At 70.4% G+C, this 16558-nt stretch carries 19 protein-coding genes; 10 read left to right on the top strand and 9 right to left on the bottom strand.

Annotated elements, in window-relative coordinates; all coding sequences use genetic code 11:
- Positions 1-9 precede the first annotated feature (9 nt).
- Both ABGB14_RS06985 and pyrR read right to left on the bottom strand, forming a co-directional pair.
- On the bottom strand, positions 10-927 hold the full coding sequence (locus ABGB14_RS06985; protein ID WP_347642702.1) for an aspartate carbamoyltransferase catalytic subunit: 918 nt from the start codon (positions 925-927) through the stop codon (positions 10-12).
- Positions 924-1469, bottom strand: coding sequence for a bifunctional pyr operon transcriptional regulator/uracil phosphoribosyltransferase PyrR (pyrR, locus tag ABGB14_RS06980; protein ID WP_347642701.1), 546 nt, complete (start codon positions 1467-1469; stop codon positions 924-926). Before pyrR ends, ABGB14_RS06985 begins: the two co-directional genes overlap by 4 nt.
- Positions 1470-1756: 287 nt before the next feature.
- Here pyrR and ABGB14_RS06975 point away from each other — a divergent pair, with 287 nt between their 5' ends.
- From ABGB14_RS06975 to ABGB14_RS06955, 5 genes are all read left to right on the top strand, one after another.
- Positions 1757-3010, top strand: a complete 1254-nt coding sequence (locus ABGB14_RS06975; RefSeq protein ID WP_347642700.1) for an arginine deiminase — start codon at positions 1757-1759, stop codon at positions 3008-3010.
- The gene (arcC, locus tag ABGB14_RS06970; protein ID WP_347642699.1) at positions 3010-3945 is read left to right on the top strand and encodes a carbamate kinase; all 936 of its coding nucleotides are present in this window, start codon (positions 3010-3012) and stop codon (positions 3943-3945) included. Before ABGB14_RS06975 ends, arcC begins: the two co-directional genes overlap by 1 nt.
- Positions 3946-3955: 10 nt before the next feature.
- A complete protein-coding gene (locus tag ABGB14_RS06965; RefSeq protein WP_347642698.1) occupies positions 3956-5377 on the top strand; it encodes an amino acid permease in 1422 nt (473 codons plus the stop codon).
- An 89-nt stretch (positions 5378-5466) separates the two neighbouring features.
- Positions 5467-6333, top strand: a complete 867-nt coding sequence (locus tag ABGB14_RS06960) for a universal stress protein (protein ID WP_347642697.1) — start codon at positions 5467-5469, stop codon at positions 6331-6333.
- Positions 6334-6634: 301 nt separating this feature from the next.
- Positions 6635-7129, top strand: a complete 495-nt coding sequence (locus tag ABGB14_RS06955; protein ID WP_026214021.1) for a transcriptional regulator — start codon at positions 6635-6637, stop codon at positions 7127-7129.
- 270 nt (positions 7130-7399) lie between these two features.
- Here ABGB14_RS06955 and ABGB14_RS06950 read toward each other — a convergent pair whose 3' ends face one another.
- From ABGB14_RS06950 to ABGB14_RS06940, 3 genes are all read right to left on the bottom strand, one after another.
- Positions 7400-7846 (bottom strand): SAV_6107 family HEPN domain-containing protein, encoded by a 447-nt coding sequence (locus tag ABGB14_RS06950; RefSeq protein ID WP_347642696.1) that lies wholly within the window; start codon positions 7844-7846, stop codon positions 7400-7402.
- 459 nt (positions 7847-8305) lie between these two features.
- Entirely contained in the window at positions 8306-8497 is a 192-nt protein-coding gene (locus ABGB14_RS06945; protein WP_347642695.1) for a ferredoxin, read from the bottom strand.
- Positions 8498-8503: 6 nt separating this feature from the next.
- The gene (locus ABGB14_RS06940) at positions 8504-9697 is read right to left on the bottom strand and encodes a cytochrome P450 (RefSeq protein ID WP_347642694.1); all 1194 of its coding nucleotides are present in this window, start codon (positions 9695-9697) and stop codon (positions 8504-8506) included.
- Positions 9698-9793: 96 nt separating this feature from the next.
- On the opposite strand from ABGB14_RS06940, the gene ABGB14_RS06935 reads away from it, so the two are divergent.
- Together ABGB14_RS06935 and ABGB14_RS06930 are read left to right on the top strand one after the other, a co-directional pair.
- The gene (locus tag ABGB14_RS06935; RefSeq protein ID WP_347642693.1) at positions 9794-10399 is read left to right on the top strand and encodes a TetR/AcrR family transcriptional regulator; all 606 of its coding nucleotides are present in this window, start codon (positions 9794-9796) and stop codon (positions 10397-10399) included.
- 54 nt (positions 10400-10453) lie between these two features.
- Positions 10454-10987 (top strand): hypothetical protein, encoded by a 534-nt coding sequence (locus ABGB14_RS06930; RefSeq protein WP_347642692.1) that lies wholly within the window; start codon positions 10454-10456, stop codon positions 10985-10987.
- Between the two features lie 33 nt (positions 10988-11020).
- Here the strand turns inward: ABGB14_RS06930 and ABGB14_RS06925 are convergent, their stop codons facing one another.
- On the bottom strand, positions 11021-11854 hold the full coding sequence (locus tag ABGB14_RS06925; protein WP_347642691.1) for a L,D-transpeptidase family protein: 834 nt from the start codon (positions 11852-11854) through the stop codon (positions 11021-11023).
- A gap of 95 nt (positions 11855-11949) precedes the next feature.
- On the opposite strand from ABGB14_RS06925, the gene ABGB14_RS06920 reads away from it, so the two are divergent.
- Together ABGB14_RS06920 and ABGB14_RS06915 are read left to right on the top strand one after the other, a co-directional pair.
- On the top strand, positions 11950-12426 hold the full coding sequence (locus ABGB14_RS06920; protein ID WP_347642690.1) for a YbaK/EbsC family protein: 477 nt from the start codon (positions 11950-11952) through the stop codon (positions 12424-12426).
- A gap of 274 nt (positions 12427-12700) precedes the next feature.
- Positions 12701-13009, top strand: coding sequence for a GNAT family N-acetyltransferase (locus ABGB14_RS06915; protein ID WP_347642689.1), 309 nt, complete (start codon positions 12701-12703; stop codon positions 13007-13009).
- Between the two features lie 428 nt (positions 13010-13437).
- On the opposite strand, the gene metF is transcribed toward ABGB14_RS06915, so the two are convergent.
- Complete coding sequence (gene metF / locus ABGB14_RS06910) at positions 13438-14358, bottom strand: methylenetetrahydrofolate reductase [NAD(P)H] (protein WP_347642688.1); 921 nt, start codon at positions 14356-14358, stop codon at positions 13438-13440.
- Between the two features lie 91 nt (positions 14359-14449).
- Here metF and ABGB14_RS06905 point away from each other — a divergent pair, with 91 nt between their 5' ends.
- Positions 14450-15517 (top strand): polyprenyl synthetase family protein, encoded by a 1068-nt coding sequence (locus ABGB14_RS06905; protein ID WP_347642687.1) that lies wholly within the window; start codon positions 14450-14452, stop codon positions 15515-15517.
- 41 nt (positions 15518-15558) lie between these two features.
- On the opposite strand, the gene thiE is transcribed toward ABGB14_RS06905, so the two are convergent.
- Both thiE and ABGB14_RS06895 read right to left on the bottom strand, forming a co-directional pair.
- Entirely contained in the window at positions 15559-16194 is a 636-nt protein-coding gene (gene thiE, locus ABGB14_RS06900) for a thiamine phosphate synthase (protein WP_347642686.1), read from the bottom strand.
- Positions 16172-16546 carry an Rv2175c family DNA-binding protein gene (locus tag ABGB14_RS06895; protein ID WP_132510611.1) on the bottom strand — a complete coding sequence of 125 codons (375 nt, stop codon included), beginning with the start codon at positions 16544-16546 and terminating at the stop codon, positions 16172-16174. The genes thiE and ABGB14_RS06895 overlap by 23 nt, the downstream gene beginning before the upstream one ends.
- Positions 16547-16558 lie beyond the last annotated feature (12 nt).

Raw genomic sequence — 16558 nt, 5'->3', positions numbered from 1 at the left:
TGCGCTCTTTCACGTGGTCTCTCCTCCGAGCAGCAGGTAGAGGACGGCCATCCGGATGGTCACGCCGTTGGCGACCTGCTCCACGATCGTCGAGCGCGCCGAGTCGGCCACCTCGGCGGCGATCTCCATGCCGCGGTTCATCGGACCGGGGTGCATGACGATCGCGTCGTCCGGCATCTTGGCGAAGCGGTCGCGGTCGAGTCCGTAGCGGCGCGAGTATTCGCGCTCGCTCGGGAAGTAGGCGGCGTTCATCCGCTCCTTCTGCACCCGCAGCATCATCACCACGTCGGACTTCGGCAGCACCGCGTCGAGGTCGTAGGAGACCTCGCAGGGCCAGGTGCCGACGGAGACGGGCAGCAGCGTGGGCGGCGCGACCAGCGTGACCTCGGCGCCGAGCGTGCCGAGCAGCAGCACGTTGGAGCGGGCGACCCGGCTGTGCAGCACGTCGCCGACGATCGTGATCTTGCGCCCTTCGAGCGCGCCCAGGCGGCGGCGCATGGAGAAGGCGTCGAGCAGCGCCTGCGTCGGGTGCTCGTGGGTGCCGTCGCCGGCGTTGACGACGCTGCCGTGCACCCAGTTGGCCAGGCGGTGCGGCGCGCCGGAGGCGCTGTGGCGGATGACGACCGCGTCGGCCCCCATGGCCTCCAGGGTGAGCGCGGTGTCCTTGAGTGACTCGCCCTTGGACACGCTCGACCCCTTGGCCGAGAAGTTGATCACGTCGGCGGACAGCCGCTTGGCCGCCGCCTCGAACGAGATGCGCGTGCGGGTCGAGTCCTCGAAGAAGAGGTTGACCACCGTGCGCCCGCGCAGCGTGGGCAGCTTCTTGATGGAACGTTCCGAGACACTCGCCAGCTCCTCGGCGGTGTCGAGGATGAGCAGCGCGTCGTCCTTGGTGAGGTCTCCGGCGGAGATCAGATGCCGTTTCACCTGCCGCCCCCCTTGACCAGCACGACGGCGTCCCGGCCGTCGATCTCCTGCAGGTAGACCTTGACCTTCTCGCTCTTGGCGGTCGGCAGGTTCTTGCCGACGTAGTCGGCGCGGATGGGCAGCTCGCGGTGGCCGCGGTCGACCAGCGTGGCCAGCTGCACGGCGGTGGGCCGGCCGAGGTCGTTGAGCGCGTCGAGCGCGGCCCGCACGGTGCGGCCGGAGTAGAGCACGTCGTCGACGAGCACCACGACCTTGCCGTCGATGCCGTCGGGTGGCAGCTCGGTGTGGCCGAGCGGCCGGGCGGGCTTGAGCCGCAGATCGTCGCGGTACATCGTGATGTCGATCGAGCCGACGGGGATCTTCACGCCTTCGAACTGCTCGACGCGGTCGCCGAGCCGGCGGGCCAGCGTCGCGCCACGGGTCGGGATGCCGAGGAGGACGACGTCGTCGGCGCCCTTGGTCCGCTCGAGGATCTCGTGCGCGATCCTGGTCAGCGCCCGGTGGATGTCGGGGGCCTCCAGCACGGCGCGGGAATCGGACATGGCGAATCTCACCACCTTTCCCGCCTCACGGGACGGGTCTTAAAGGGTGTTGGTCGGGAGACAGAGTACCAGGGGCTACCAGCTACAACGTGAGCGCCCTTCCGAAGCGCCGCGACGGCTCCCCCTACAGGGGGTGACCGGCCGGGGCGGGTTCCGCCACCCTCATCCGCGGCCCGCTGCCGGGTAAAACTCCCCTCTTCCGCCGTGTCGGCCGTTCTCGCGCGGGCAGGTCACGGAGGGCTGCCGGGCGATCGTTCATGTCCGGCTTTTGGGGGGATAGAGCGAAGATGACCTTTCATGTTGATTCGGAGGTCGGGCGGCTGCGCCAGGTCCTCCTCCACAAGCCCGACCTGGCGCTCAAGAGGCTCACCCCCACCACCAAGGACGCGTTCCTCTTCGACGACGTGCTGTGGGTCCAGCGCGCGATGGAGGAGCACGAGGAGTTCAGGCAGGTGCTGACCGGCCGCGGCATCAAGGTGTACGAGCTGGCCGACCTGCTGCGGGAGACCGTCGACATCCCCGAGGCGCGCAAGCACATCCTCGACGCGGTCATCGACGAGCGCTGGCTCGGCCCGGCCGCCATCGACGACATCCGCAACACCCTCGACGGCATGGACGCGGCCACGCTGCAGCTCTACCTGACAGGCGGCATCACCAAGGACGAACTGGTCGCCATGGGCTGCGCCCCCAAGTCGGTCACCTTCCACACCACGGCCGGCGACGACTACATCCTGCCGCCGCTGCCCAACCACCTCTTCACCCGCGACACGTCCTGCTGGATATACGACGGCGTGTCGATCAACGCCATGCGCAAGAAGGCCCGCATGCGCGAGACGGTCAACATGGAGGCCGTCTACATGTTCCATCCCACGTTCGCCGGCGGCTTCGACCGGCCGGGCCAGGGCGGCTACCACTGCTGGATGCCCGGCCAGGCGGTGGCGCCCGCCACCCTCGAAGGCGGCGACGTGCTGGTGATCGGCAACGGCGCGGTGCTGATCGGGATCAGCGAGCGCACCCGGGCGCAGGCGGTCGAGATGCTGGCGCAGCGGCTGTTCAGAGCCGGCTCAGCGCGGAAGATCGTGGCGCTCGACATGCCGAAGGCGCGGGCGGTCATGCATCTCGACACCGTGATGACGATGCTGGACGTGGGGGTGTTCACCAAGTACGCGGGCCTCGGGATGCTGCGCTCGTACACGATCGAGCCCGGTGAGACGCACAAGGAGCTCAAGGTCACCGACCACCCGCCGGAGGACATGCACAAGGCCATCGCCCGCGCACTGGACCTGGACGACATCAAGGTCCTCACCCCCACCCAGGACGTGTACGCCGCGGAGCGGGAGCAGTGGGACGACGGCTGCAACGGGCTGGCGCTGGAGCCCGGCGTGGTGGTCGCCTACGAGCGCAACACCACGACGAACAACTTCCTGCGCGACAACGGCATCGAAGTGATCACCATCAGGGGCAGCGAGCTCGGCAGGGGCCGGGGCGGCCCTCGCTGCATGAGCTGCCCGCTCGAGCGGGACGCGGTCCAGGAGGCCTGATGCGGGTCATCGTCGCTCTCGGCGGCAACGCCGTGCTCAAACGCGGCCAGAAGGCGGACGCCGACGTCCAGCTGGCCAACGTGCGCACGGCCGTCAGGACGCTCGCCCGGCTGGCCGGCGAGCACGAACTGGTCATTACCCACGGGAACGGCCCGCAGATCGGCATGCTGGCGCTGGAGAGCGCGGCCGATCCCGACCTGACCCGGCCCTACCCGTTCGACACGCTGGTCGCGCAGACGCAGGGCATGCTCGGCTACTGGATGCAGCAGACCCTGCAGAACGCGCTGCCGGGCCGGCAGGTCCTCGCCATGGTCACGCAGACGCTGGTGACGGCCGTCGACCCCGCCTTCGAGCAGCCGGCCAAGTTCGTCGGGCAGGTCTACGACCAGGAGGAGGCCGAGAAGCTGGCCGCCGAGTACGGCTGGACCGTCGCTCAGGACGGCCCTCACTGGCGGCGGGTCGTCCCCTCCCCCACGCCCCGGCGCATCGTCGAGACCCGGCTGATCCGCAAGATGATCCGGGAGGGCGTGGTCGTCATCTGCGCGGGCGGCGGCGGCATCCCCGTCGTCCGCGACGAGTCGGGCCGGTTGATCGGCGTCGAGGCGGTCGTGGACAAGGATCTCACCGCCGCGATGCTGGCCGAGTCGCTCGAGTGCGACGCGTTCCTGATCCTCACCGACGTGCCCCGCGTGATGCGCGGCTTCGGCACGCCCGAGGAGACGGAGATCGCCCACACCACGCCGCACGAGCTGCGGACCATGGAGTTCCCCCCGGGGTCGATGGGCCCGAAGGTGGACGCCGTGTGCCGCTTCGTCGAGAACACCGGTGACATGGCCGCCATCGGGAAGCTTGACCAGGCCGAGCGCATACTCGACGGCTCAGCGGGCACGATCGTCACACCCAACGGCAGGTGGCCGCTGACGAGCACGTTGTAGGGGGTGTCTGATGGCACTGGCCCAGCGGCTCTTGCGTACGAAACCGGCCGAGCGCATCGTGGCCGAGGGTGGACGGGGCGAGGGCGGTGAGCTGCGGCGCACGATGTCGCTGTGGCAGCTCACGCTGTTCAGCGTGGGCGCCACGCTGGGCACCGGCATCTTCGTGATCCTCGGGCAGGCGGTCCCCAAGGCGGGGCCCGCGGTGGTGCTGGCGTTCGTGCTGGCCGCCTTCACCGCGCTGCTCTCCGCCCTGTCGTACGCCGAGCTGGCCGGGACGATCCCGGTGTCCGGCTCGTCCTACTCCTACGCGTACGCGACGCTGGGCGAGCTGGTGGCCTGGATCTGTGGCTGGTGCCTCATGCTGGAGTACGCCGTGTCCGTGGCGGCGGTCTCCGTGGGCTGGGGCGAATATCTGAACTCGTTCCTGCGGTCGTTGTTCGGCTTCACCCTGCCCGACGCGATCACCCGCTCCCCCGGCCAGGACGGCGGCGTGGTCAACGTCACCGCGATCCTCATCGTGCTGCTGGCCACCTGGCTGCTGCTCTACGGAGCGTCCGAGAGCGCCACGGCCAACGCGGTCTTCGTGCTGATCAAGATCGCGGTGCTGCTGTTCTTCTGCGCCGTGGCGTTCACCGCGTTCGACGCGGGCAACCTCTCGCCCCTCGCTCCCATGGGGGTGGCCGGCATCACCGCCGCCGCCTCCCAGGTCTTCTTCTCCTACATCGGCTTCGACGCCGCCTCGACCGCCGGCGAGGAGGCCAAGAACCCCAAGCGCGACCTGCCCCTGGCCATCGTCCTCTCCCTCGCCATCGTCACGATCGTCTACGTGCTCGTGGCCCTGGCCGCCGTCGGCGCGATGCCGTGGACCGAGTTCGACCCCGAAAGCACCGAGGCCAGCCTGGCCTACATCGCCGACCTGGCCATGGGCGCCACCTGGCCCGGCCTGATCGTCTCCTTCGGCGCGGTCATCGCCATCGCGAGCGTCGTGCTCACCGTCATGTACGGCCAGACCCGCATCCTGTTCGCGATGTCCCGCGACGGGCTCATCCCCCGTGTCTTCCAGAAGGTCAACCCGCGCCACCAGGTGCCCGTCGCCAACACCCTCATCGTCGCCCTGTTCATCTCGGTGCTGGCCGGGCTCGTGCCGCTGGGCCAGCTCGCGGAGGCGACCAGCATCGGCACGCTGTTCGCCTTCGCCATCGTGAACGTCGGCGTGCTCGTGCTCCGCTACCGCAGCCCCGAGCTGCCCCGCAGCTTCCGCGTGCCGTTCTTCCCCGTCACGCCGATCCTCGGCGCGATCTTCTGCCTCGTCGTCATGGCGGGGCTCGCCGGGGTCACCTGGCTGGCGTTCGCGTTGTGGATGCTGGTGGGCCTGACCTGCTACTTCCTCTACGGCTACAGCCATTCGCGGCTGAATGTCGAGGTGGGCTGATTGGCTTCCCCGACAGGTCTTCGAGCCGGACACCCGACTGGCCGGCTCCCCAGGGCTGAGGTCCGGGGTCTCCGGCGAAGGAGGAGCCGATGAAGCTGGGGAACGTGCTCGCCGGATACGCGCCGGGACCGCGGGGCAGGGACGGGCTGGCGCTGGCCCTCCTGCTCAAGGAGCAGGCGCGCGGGCGCCTGACGGTGGCGATCGTGCAGCCGCCCGTCTGGACGCCGCCGGGACCCGCAAGGGCCGAGGAGAGCGCCTGGCGCGCCTACCTCGCCGAGCAGGCGGCCACGACGCTCGCGCAGGCCCGCGAGCTGGCCGGCGAGGACGCCGAGTACGTCAAGCACACCCATCGGGGCAGCGGGCGCGGCCTGGTGGAGCTGGCCCGCAAACGCGGCGCGGACGTCGTGGTGATCGGCTCGGCCCCGCGCGGCGGCAGGGGCCGCATCGCCCTGGGCAGCACGGCCGACCAGCTGCTGCACTCTTCCTCCGTCCCCGTCCTGCTCGCTCCCCGCGGCTACGGCGAACGGCCGCCGGCCGCCTTCGACCGCCTCACCGTCGCCTACCGGCGCGGCCCCGGCGGTGACGCGGCGGTCGAGGACGCGGCCAGGGCGGCCGCGACGCTCGGCGTGTCCCTGAGGCTGGTCACGCTCGTGGTCAGCAGCGGCAGGCGGGCGCGGGTCGCGGAGGAGATGCTCGTACGCCTGCGCGACCAGGCCGCGGCCGACCTGCGCACGGCTGCGCGGGGGCACCGGCGGAGACTGTCCGTGGAGGCCGAGGTGCTGGAGGGCCGGAGTGTCCCCCAAGCGCTCGGCACGACCTCGTGGCTCGCCGGCGAGATGATCATATGCGCTTCGAGCGCCACCGGGCCACTCAGACGGGTCTTCCTGGGCGACACGTCCATAAAGATCGTCAAGGCCGCGACATGCCCGGTCATGGTGCTCACCCGCCAGACGTGAGTGGGCACGCTCCCTCGTCAAACTATGACGAAGTACTGGTATTAGTGGGACATCAGAGGCGTTTGTGGCGATTCCTAACGGACCGGATTCGGCATCTTTTTTCCAATCAGCTTGACCTGGGGCGTCCACCCCTTTACCGTCACTGTGCGTAACCGCACTGCGCGGCGTTACCGGGGTAAACCCAGGCCGTGGCTACCGATGGTGCCGAGCATGGCACCAGACCCCCCGGTGGCCGGGGCATACGCCGCAAGGGAGCACAATCTACTAAGAGCGATACATACGAGAGCCGGGGGGCCACACGATGCCGTCTGAGTACGCAAAGTCGCTGGGTGCACGACTCCGCGCCATCCGCACCCAGCAGGGCCTGTCCCTGCATGGAGTCGAAGAGAAGTCGCGTGGCAGGTGGAAAGCCGTAGTCGTGGGCTCATATGAGCGCGGCGACCGGGCCGTGACCGTGCAGAAACTTGCCGAACTTGCCGACTTCTACGGGGTGCCCGTCTCCGAGCTGCTGCCGGGCGGCGCCGCCCCCAGCCCGCTCGGGCCGACACCCAAGCTTGTGATCGACCTGGAGCGCCTGGCGACCCTGCCGAAGGAGAAGGCGGGCGCGCTGGCCCGTTACGCCGCGACGATCCAGAGCCAGCGTGGCGACTACAACGGCAAGGTACTGTCGATCCGCCAGGAGGATCTGCGCTCCCTGGCCGTGATCTACGACAAGTCGCCCAGCGAGCTGACCGAGGAGCTCATCAGCTGGGGCGTCCTCGACGCCGAGGCTCGCCGGGCCGTCGAGTCGTTCTGAGGTCGGCGCCTCAGGGATTGCTCGTTTCGAGGTCACCCGCCTGAGGCATGTGGGGCTCGCCGTGCGCCGGCGAGCCCTTCGTCCTTTCCACGGGCCTCGCCTTCGCCACCGGTCACCATGTGGAGCGGCCCGCACGGCATCCGGTCGAACCCTCTCGGAAGGGCACGTGACCGAGGTCCTCGGAAGCCAGGGCCGGTCGGGACCGGCCGGAGGGGCACGTGACCGAACCCCCGGGAAGCCCGCCAGGAAGGGCTCGCGCGTGAGGGAGCGTCAGCCCGCCAGGGGGACGTCCGCGGGAAGCTGGGGCTGGCTGGGAACGCCGAGCAGGTCTTCGATGGCGCAGACGAAGGTCTCCGCCTCGGCCAGGATCTCGTCGGCGTCGGCCGCGCCGATCCCGCGGACCATGCCCGCCTCGGCGGCGGCCCGCTTGGCGGCACTCGCCGCGAAGTAGGCAGCCCACTCGGACAGGTGCGGCTCCGCCTCGGGCAGCAACTCCCACGCGCTGCGCAGGCGGCGCCTGCGGCCCTCCATGGGCCGCGGGCGGGCGGCCAGGATCGCCGCCGCCGCCCTGAGGGCGGCGAGGTGGGCGGCCACATATCGGGATGCCGGGGTGCGAGCGCCGGTCGCCTCCGCCAGGCAGGAACGTGAATCGATCAGGTGTGCCCGAACCGCAGCCGACAGCCGGGGCCCGGGCGTTTCTCTAGGCCGTGGTGCCATCTTGCGCGCCTCCTCTGGAGTCGTGGGCGGGCGGCCGGCGTTGCGCCGGTGGAGTCAACACTCGCAGACGCCACCGACATTTCCGCCGGGCCGGCCGGACGAGGAGCTTCCCCTCTCCCCGTCCGGCCAGGACACGCCCGCTCGTCTCCGCCGACGACGAGGACGCGCCCTTCGCCCGTGGAACCTGGCCGCGGGGATCGCTTGGGGAAGCGAGCCGCCCGCGACCAGGCCCAGGTGACGCCGAGCCGCGAGCCTCACCGCCACTACTTCGAACATAATTTCGATGAGGTTCGGTGTCAACCACATCCACGAACACAGGTTCGATGACCATGAACGAAACGGCCGGCTGGCCACGCGGGCGACCCGTACGACGAAAGCAGCCGCCACCGCGGATGGGCACGCGGCGGCGGCTCGGGTCCGGAGGGCGCCGAAGCGGCGCCCAGGACGGCCAGGAGGCGCTCAGGAGGCGGAGATCGCCCCCGAGGGACAGAGGGTCACGGCGCGCCGCACGGCCTCCTCCTGCCCGTCCGGCGGCGTCTGGCGCAACAACACCACCGTGCCTTCGTCCTCGCTCTGGTCGAACACCTCCGGCGCCGTCAGCGCGCACATGCCGGCACCGATGCACACCGTGGTGTCTGCCTTGATCTCCATGATGACCTACCAAGTGACAGGGAGGCGGTGCACTCCATAGATGGTCATGTCCGAGCGCATCGGCACCTCCTCGGGCGTTACCGCCAAGCGTAGGCCAGGGAGGCGCCGCAGCAGCGCAGGGTAGGCGATGCGCATCTCGGCCCGGGCGAGCTGCTGGCCGAGGCACTGGTGGATGCCGTGGCCGAAGGTCATGTGACCGCCGGCGGGGCGGGTGACGTCGAGGTGCTCGCCGCCGGGGAAGCGGGAGGGGTCCCGGTTGACGACAGGCAGGTGGACGCCGACCATCTCCCCCTCCTTGATGAGGTTGCCCGAGATCTCGACGTCCTCCGTCGCGAGCCTGAACGGGCCGAGGTGGATGATGGTGAGGTAGCGCAGCAGTTCCTCGACGCCGTTGTCCACCACCGACGGGTCGTCGCGCATGGCGGCGAGCTGGTCGGGGTTGGTGAGCAGCGCGTACGTCCCGAGGCCCAGCATGTTGGCGGTCGTCTCGTGCCCGGCCACCAGCAGCAGGAACGCCACCCCGGTGAGCTCCTCGTCGTCGAGCTCCCCGCCCTCGATGAGCCCGCTCAGCAGGTCGTCGGCCGGCTCCTTGCGCTTGCGCTGGATCAGCCCGTACAGGTAGGCCGAGACCCGCCCGAGCGCCGCCAGCACGTCGTCGGCCTTGGTCTCCAGGTTGACCAGGATCTTGGAGTCCTCCTGGAACTGCGCACGGTCCTCGTACGGCACCCCGAGCAGCTCGCAGATCACCAGCGACGGGATCGGCAGCGCGAACGCCTGGACGAGGTCCGCGGCGCCGTCGGCGGCCGCCATGTCGTCCAGGCAGGCGTTGGTGATCTCGGTGATCCGCGGCTCGAGAGCCTTCATCCTGCGCACGGTGAACTGCCCGGTCAGGAGCTTGCGGTAGCGCGTGTGCTCGGGCGCGTCCGTGCGCAGGAAGAACCCCCGCGGCACCCCGCGATCCCTGCGCTCGCCCACCAGGTCGACTCTGGACGGGATCGGGGCGTGCATCTTCTCCGGCCGGTTGCTGAAGCCGGGGTGGGCCAGCACCGCACGGGCCTCCGCGTAGCCGGTCACCAGCCAGCCGACGTGGCCGTCGGCGTACGTCATGCGGTGCATCGATGCCTGTTGCCGCAGCTCCGCGACCTCGTCCGGCGGGTCGAACGGACGCTGCCTGGTCATGGGCAGGGTGAAGTCGGACATGTCTCTGCTCCTTTCCGAGCGACCTCCCTAGAAAACATCAATCGTTGCAAATTTTCAACCAGTGAAAACAATAAGAGCGTGCAGTATAGTTCCGGCATGGTGGGATTGCGGGAGCGCAAGAAGCAGCGCACGCGCCGGGCGCTGATCGAGTCGGCGCTCCAGCTGTTCGACGAGAAGGGGTTCGAGGAGACCACGCTGGCGGAGATCGCCGCTGGGGCCGACGTGTCGACGCGCACGTTCTTCAGCTACTTCGCGAGCAAGGACGACGTGGTCTTCTACGACACCAACGAGCGCATGGAGCTGGCGAAGTCCATGCTGGCCCGCGCGGAGCCGGGGATGGCGCCGGCCGACCTGCTGAACAGCCTCATCGACAACAGTCTCGCGTGGTCGAGCGCGCAGGAGGATCTCACCTTCGAGGACGCCGAGCTGCGGCTGCGGCTCATCCTGACCGAGCCGACGCTGCAGGCGCGGGCGCTGACCGTGCTGTTCGAGACCCAGCTCGCGCTGGCGCGGACGCTGCACGAGACGTACGCCGACGAGCTGAGCCTGATCGAGGCCTCGGCGGCGGTGGGCGCGCTGTTCGGGTCGGTCAAGCTCGCGGTGATCGCCAACCTGGAGCACAACAGGTCACTGGAGGAGATCTTGGACACCGCTCGCCGGGCGGCCGACGTCGCGCTCGCCGGGATGCGCTCGCTCGGCTAGCACCTCGCCCACGGCTTCTGAGAGGCTGTGCCCTGAGTCGGGAGAGGAGAGCGCATGGCGGAAAGCCGGCGGCGGCCCAACGATCTGGTCCTGCTGGCTCTGGGGCCGGTCCTGGCGGCGGCGTACGCGGCCGCCAATTACGCGGCCATCCGGGCGGGCGTGCGGGCGGAGATCGCCGGCCCGGGGTGGGAGGGCGGCCGGCCCGGCGCCGGCGAGATGACGGCGCTGGGCGCCGACACCTGGCAGCTGACCTGGTGGACCGCACTGTTCGCGGGGATCATGGCGGTGGCCTACGTCGTCCTCGGGGCGCTGCTGCGGCGGCGTGGCCGGGGCCGCACGCCGCTCATGGTGCTCTCGGGCGTCCTCATCGTCCCGTACGCGCTCGCGTTCTTCGTCGCGCTGCTCAACCCCGTACACGTCCTGCCAGGCCTGTACGAGTCCCCCGACTTCGCCGCGGGGGTGCCGGGCTGGCAGGTGGCCACGCCACTCATCGTGCTCGCGGGCGGGCTGGCGCAGGCGGTGGGGATGACGATGGCGGCCTCGACCGGCCGGCGCGCGGCGCGGGCAGGCGTGGAGCCCGCCCGCTGAGCCGCCGCGCACGCGAGCGCCGCGGCGGAGGGATCACGCGCGCCTGAACGTGCCCCGCACGTGCACCGGCACGCCCTTGCCGAGCATGTCGGGAAGTTCCTCGGCCACGTTCATCGGCATGCGTACGCAACCGTGCGAGGCAGGGTGGAGCGGCACGGACAGCGCCCCGTGGAAGGCGATGCCGCCGTTGAAGAAGATCGGGTTGTACAGCTCGCCCAGATAGGACTTGTGCCACCCGCTCGCGCGCCAGGTCGTCCGGTAGTTGCCGGTCGGCGTCGTGGCCGAGCCGCAGAAACGCTGCTGCTTGCCCTGCCACACGGCCGTCTCGCAGTAGGCGATGCCGCTGCCCGACGACACGTGGGTGATGAGCTTGGCCTCGCCCTTGACGTACATGACCATGATCTGCTTGGTCAGGTCGACCTCGGCGCGGGTCGGCCTGCCGTTCCTGGCCAGGACTCTCGGGGCCCTCGGCGTCTCCAGCGCCTCCCAGGTGCGCCTGGCGACGGTGCTGGTCGGCTTGATGCCGTTGACCTTCTGGAACGCCCACACGGCCGCCAGCGTCGTGCCGCCGTATTTCCCGTCCACCTTGCCCGGACGGTAGCCCAGCTCGGTCAGGCGCTCCTGCATCCAGGTGACGGCCTCGCCCTTGGCGCCGAGCTTGAGCGTCCTGCCCGGCGCGGTGACCGTCGCGGCGGGAACGGCGGCGGCCGGACCGCCCGCCGTCGCGGGTGTCGTGGTGGTCGTCGCCGGCGCCAGCACAGGTGACGACGCGTGCGTACGGTGCGGCGCCGGCGTGCCGCATCCCGAGACGATGACGGCGCCGGCCGTCAGGAGAGCAGCTACCCCGGGTAGCCGTCGAGCCCTCACCTGTACCACCTCTCACCCCGGTAACTGGATCAGTGGACCTTACACCACTCACCATCATTCGGTAATCAAGCAGTCATCCTGTTTAGAGTGTGTCCATGTCTGAGAAGTTGCCGGCCAATGCCGTCATTGTGGAATCAGCGCTTCGCCGGCTCAGGGTGACCGGCGAGATCGTCGTTCTGCCGGAGAAGGCCCCCACCGCCGCGACCGCCGCGGCGCAGATCGGGTGCGAGGTCGGGGCCATCGCCAACAGCCTGATCTTCGACGCGGACGGCGGGCCCCTGCTCGTGCTGACGAGCGGCGCGCACCGGGTCGACGTTGAGCTGATCGCCCGCACGGCGGGTGTCCAGCGGGTACGCCGGGCGTCGCCGGAGTTCGTCAGGGCCGCCACCGGCCAGCCGATCGGCGGGGTCGCCCCGGTCGGGCATCCGGCGCCCGTGCCGACGCTGGTGGACACCTGGCTGAGCAAGCACGAGGTGGTCTGGGCGGCCGGCGGGCATCCGCTGACCGTGTTCCCGACCACGTTCGACGAGTTGGTGCGGATCACCGGGGGCACCCCTGTGGACGTCGAGTAGTGTGCGACAGGTGATCGAGTTTCGCGGGGTGGGTCCCGCCGGGTTCACCGAACGGCTGGAGACGGTGATCGGCATCTACACGGCCGCGATGAACCCGCCCGCGGACCAGATCGCCGGCCGCAAGACCATCATGCGAAATCATGGGACATATCCCCATTTTCAGTGTTATTTCGCTGAATTGCGTGATTCATCCCCACAGCTACCCCCTTCGGAACCCCAAATCGTGGGTTTCGCGTACGGCTTCCGGGGCGCGCCGGGGCAATGGTGGCATGACGTGGTTCTCCGGGCCCTGCGCGACGAGATGGGCCCGGAGGCCGCCAACGCCTGGCTGGGATTCGCGTTCGAGCTGGCCGAGATCCACGTCCACCCCGACTACCAGGGCAAGGGCATCGGCCGGGCCATGATCAGGACACTGTGCGCCGGCCGGCCGGAACGCTCGGCCGTCCTGTCCACGCACGACCAGCCCACGGCCGCCCGGCGCCTCTACGCCAGCATGGGCTTCACCGATCTGCTGACGCGGTTCGTCTTCCCCGGCGGCCACGAGGAGTACGCGATCGCCGGCCGCCCCCTGCCTCTCCCCTGACCGGCGCGGAGGAAAGCCGCCGCCCCGGGCGCCGCCTCCCCGACCCGCGGTCTCCCGGTGACAGGGAAAAACCTTGATGACGACGTGACCCGTGGGTTTACCGGGCATGGCCGAGGGCATCATCCATGACAGAAAGTAACCGACCCTTTACTCACCGGCTACCAGTCCCCCGCCCGTCACCCGCCCGGTCCCCCTGCGGGCGGGTGGCGGGCCTTCCTCATGCTCGCTGACCGGCCCACGCCTCGAACCACGCGCCCGGCCCGCGTCGCGCCGTGACGGCGGCCCGCCCCGAGCGGGTCAGCGGGCGTCTCCCTGGAGGCCGCCGGCCCCGGTCGGCGGGTGGCGTGCCGCCGGCCGTGCCGTAACGACAACAAGACCGCGCCGAGCGGAGAGCCACGTCGGGCGGACAGCCGCAGCCCAGCACCACGTCAGGCGGACAGCTGCGCCCCGGACAGTCTCTGGAACACCTCGCGCGTGGCGCTGGAGCGGTTGAACGTGATGAAGTGGATCCCCGGCGCGCCCTCGTCGAGCAGCCGCTGGCACAGCTCGGCCCCGTGCTCGATGCCCAGCCGCCGCACCGCTGCCGGATCGTCCTTGACCGCCTCGAAGCGCGCCGCCAGGCGGGGCGGGAACGGCGCCCCGGACAGCTGTTCCGAGCGCGCGATCGTGCTCATCTGCGTCACCGGCATGATGCACGGGATGATCGGCGTGTCACAGCCCTGGGCCGCCACCCGGTCGCGCAGCCGCAGATAGTCGTCGGCCTCGAAGAACATCTGCGTGATCGCGTAGTCGGCACCCGCCCGGCACTTGCGGACGAAGTAATCGGTGTCGGACTCGATGGACGGCGAGCGCGGGTGCTTGTAGGGGAAGGCGGCCACGCCGACGCAGAAGTCGCCCGCCTGCCTGATCAGCCGCACCAGGTCTTCGGCGTAGAGCACGCCCTCGGGGTGCGGCACCCACTCGGCCGTCGGGTCGCCGGGGGGATCGCCCCGGACGGCCAGGATGTTGCGCACCCCGGCGTCGGCGAAGCGCCCCACGAGGTGGCGCAGCTCGCGGACGGAGTGGTCGACCGCCGTGAAGTGCGCCACGGGCGTGAGCGTGGTGTCGTGGGCGATGCGCTCCACGATGTCGACCGTGCGGTCGCGGGTGGAGCCGCCCGCGCCGTAGGTCACCGACACGAACGTCGGCCGCAGCGACTCGAGCTCCCTGATCGCCCGCCACAACGATCGCTCGCCCTCGTCGGTCTTCGGCGGGAAGAACTCGAAGGAGAACGACCGCCCACCGTCGGCGAGCATGTCGCGGACCGTGGGAACACGTTCGGGGAAGAAGGAAGGTCGACCAAGCGCCATGGTCACCAGGCTACAGTGGCGCCGCGGGACCCGGCAGCCCGAGAGGCCCTGGAGATCCTGACGCCCGCGTCCGGCCATTAGTCTCAGTGTCATGACCATTGACGCCGCCCGCATGGACGTCCTGCGCCCGCAGGTGGAGCGCTCCCTCGGAGACTTCGTCGAACGGAAGTTGCCGGCCGGGGGCGATGCCGCCTTCGCCCCGCTGCGCACGGCCGCCGACGCGCTGCTGTCCGGGGGCAAGCGGCTGCGCCCGGCGTTCTGCTACTGGGGCTGGCGCGGCACGGGCGGCGCCGACGTCCCCGCGATCTTCACCGCCGCCGCCTCGCTGGAGCTGCTGCAGGCCAGCGCGCTCGTCCACGACGACGTGATGGACAAGAGCGACCTGCGCAGGGGGATGCCGGCCGCGCACCGCCGCTTCGAGTCCATGCACGAGCAGTCCCGCTGGCAGGGGTCGGCGCAGCAGTTCGGCGAGGGTGCGGCGATCCTGCTCGGCAACCTGCTGCTCATCTGGTCGGGCGAGATGTGGCGCACCAGCGGCCTGCCGCCCGCGTCCCTGGAGGCGGCCCAGCCCGTGCACGACCACATGCGCACCGAGCTGATGTGCGGCCAGTACCTCGACCTGCTGGAGCAGGCCAACGGGGAGAACACGTTCGAGTCGGCGCTGCGGGTGGCACTGTTCAAGAGCGGCAAATACTCGGTGGAGCAGCCGCTGCGGCTCGGGCTGGTGCTCGCCGGCCAGGAGCGCGCGCCGTGGATGGACGAGCTGTGCACCGGCTACGGCACCCGCGTGGGGATCGCCTTCCAGCTCAGGGACGACGTCCTCGGGGTGTTCGGCGACCCCGCGCAGACGGGCAAGCCCGCGGGCGACGACCTGCGCGAGGGCAAGCGGACGATGCTCGTGGCCCGCACGCTGGCGGCCGCGTCCCCCGGGGCCGCGCAGACCGTCCGGCGGCTGCTCGGCGACCCCGAGCTGGACGAGGCCGGGGTGGCGACGCTGCGGGGGATCATCGACGACACCGGCGCGTTGCGGGAGTGCGAGGACCTGATCGGCGACTATCTGGGCCAGGCGCTGTCCGCCCTCGACGAGTCGCCGGTGACGACCGAGGCCCGCTCCGCCCTGACCGAGCTCGCCATCGCCGCCACGTCCCGCAAGACCTGAGGCGGCCGGGCGGGCCGGTCAGGGACCGCCCGGCGTCGGGCTCAGGGAGACAGGCGTTTGGCGAACTCGGCCGCCGCCGCCCCCGGATCGTCCGCGTCGGTGATCGCGCGTACGACGACCACCCGCTCGGCGCCGTACGACATGACCTCGTCGAGATTGTCGAGGTCGATGCCGCCTATCCCGAACCACGGCCGTGAGGTGCCGAGCCCCGCCGCGTGCCTGAGCAGCGGCGGTCCGGGCGCCGGGCGGCCGGGTTTGGTCGGGGTGGGCCAGATGGGGCCGCAGCAGAAATAGCCGACGCCCTGCTCCACGGCCGCGGCGGACGCCTCGGCGGCGGAGTGGGTGGACCGTCCGATGACGATGTCGTCGCCGAGTATCTCTCGCGCGACCGTCGCCGGAAGGTCGTCCTGCCCCAGGTGGAGCACGTCGGGCCGGGCAGCGTAGGCGATGTCCGCCCGGTCGTTGACGGCCAGGAGTTTGCCGTGCCGGTCGCAGGCGTCGCGGAAGACCTCGAGGAGCGCGAGTTCTTCGCGGGCCTCCAAACCCTTCTCCCGCAGCTGGATGATGTCCACGCCGCCGGCCAGCACGGAGTCGAGGAACTCTGCCAGGTCGCCGCGGTCGCGGCGGCCGTCGGTGCAGAGATAGAGGCGGGCCTCAGAAAGCGAGAGCTTGGGCACGCCGCTTGACCTCCGTGTGACGGCCGGCCCGGATCGCCTCGATGGGCGATCCGGGCAGGGACTCGTCCGGGGTGAAGAGCCAGCGCAGCGACTCGACGTCGTCGTAGCCGGCGTCCTGCAACACGGTCAGCGTGCCGGGCAGGCCCTTCATCACGTCTTTTCCGTCGAGGAACACCGCGGGCACCTGAGGCCCGCCGCTGCCCCTGCGTACGCCGAGCAGCTTGTGGTCCTTGAGGAGTTGCTTGGCCCGCCCCAGCGGAAGGTCGAGGCGTGAGGCCACTTCAGGGAGAGTGAGCCACTCGTCGACGAGCTGCTCGGTCTCCCGGTCGATCTGTGCAACAGAAAGTGTCACGAAACCACAACT

The sequence above is a fragment of the Nonomuraea sp. B10E15 genome (assembly GCF_039871615.1).
GTDB lineage: Bacteria > Actinomycetota > Actinomycetes > Streptosporangiales > Streptosporangiaceae > Nonomuraea.
This window is presented reverse-complemented; position numbering and strand designations above follow the sequence as displayed.

What these genes read in the sequence shown, in the direction of transcription:
- ABGB14_RS06960 (WP_347642697.1), top strand. Translation starts at nt 5,467, where the DNA reads ATGAAGCTGGGGAACGTGCTCGCCGGATACGCGCCGGGACCGCGGGGC.
- ABGB14_RS06940 (WP_347642694.1), bottom strand. Translation starts at nt 9,697, where the DNA reads ATGTCCGACTTCACCCTGCCCATGACCAGGCAGCGTCCGTTCGACCCG.
- ABGB14_RS06950 (WP_347642696.1), bottom strand. Translation starts at nt 7,846, where the DNA reads ATGGCACCACGGCCTAGAGAAACGCCCGGGCCCCGGCTGTCGGCTGCG.
- ABGB14_RS06975 (WP_347642700.1), top strand. Translation starts at nt 1,757, where the DNA reads ATGACCTTTCATGTTGATTCGGAGGTCGGGCGGCTGCGCCAGGTCCTC.
- ABGB14_RS06930 (WP_347642692.1), top strand. Translation starts at nt 10,454, where the DNA reads ATGGCGGAAAGCCGGCGGCGGCCCAACGATCTGGTCCTGCTGGCTCTG.
- ABGB14_RS06920 (WP_347642690.1), top strand. Translation starts at nt 11,950, where the DNA reads ATGTCTGAGAAGTTGCCGGCCAATGCCGTCATTGTGGAATCAGCGCTT.
- ABGB14_RS06935 (WP_347642693.1), top strand. Translation starts at nt 9,794, where the DNA reads ATGGTGGGATTGCGGGAGCGCAAGAAGCAGCGCACGCGCCGGGCGCTG.
- arcC (WP_347642699.1), top strand. Translation starts at nt 3,010, where the DNA reads ATGCGGGTCATCGTCGCTCTCGGCGGCAACGCCGTGCTCAAACGCGGC.
- pyrR (WP_347642701.1), bottom strand. Translation starts at nt 1,469, where the DNA reads ATGTCCGATTCCCGCGCCGTGCTGGAGGCCCCCGACATCCACCGGGCG.
- ABGB14_RS06945 (WP_347642695.1), bottom strand. Translation starts at nt 8,497, where the DNA reads ATGGAGATCAAGGCAGACACCACGGTGTGCATCGGTGCCGGCATGTGC.
- ABGB14_RS06965 (WP_347642698.1), top strand. Translation starts at nt 3,956, where the DNA reads ATGGCACTGGCCCAGCGGCTCTTGCGTACGAAACCGGCCGAGCGCATC.
- ABGB14_RS06905 (WP_347642687.1), top strand. Translation starts at nt 14,450, where the DNA reads ATGACCATTGACGCCGCCCGCATGGACGTCCTGCGCCCGCAGGTGGAG.
- ABGB14_RS06955 (WP_026214021.1), top strand. Translation starts at nt 6,635, where the DNA reads ATGCCGTCTGAGTACGCAAAGTCGCTGGGTGCACGACTCCGCGCCATC.
- metF (WP_347642688.1), bottom strand. Translation starts at nt 14,358, where the DNA reads ATGGCGCTTGGTCGACCTTCCTTCTTCCCCGAACGTGTTCCCACGGTC.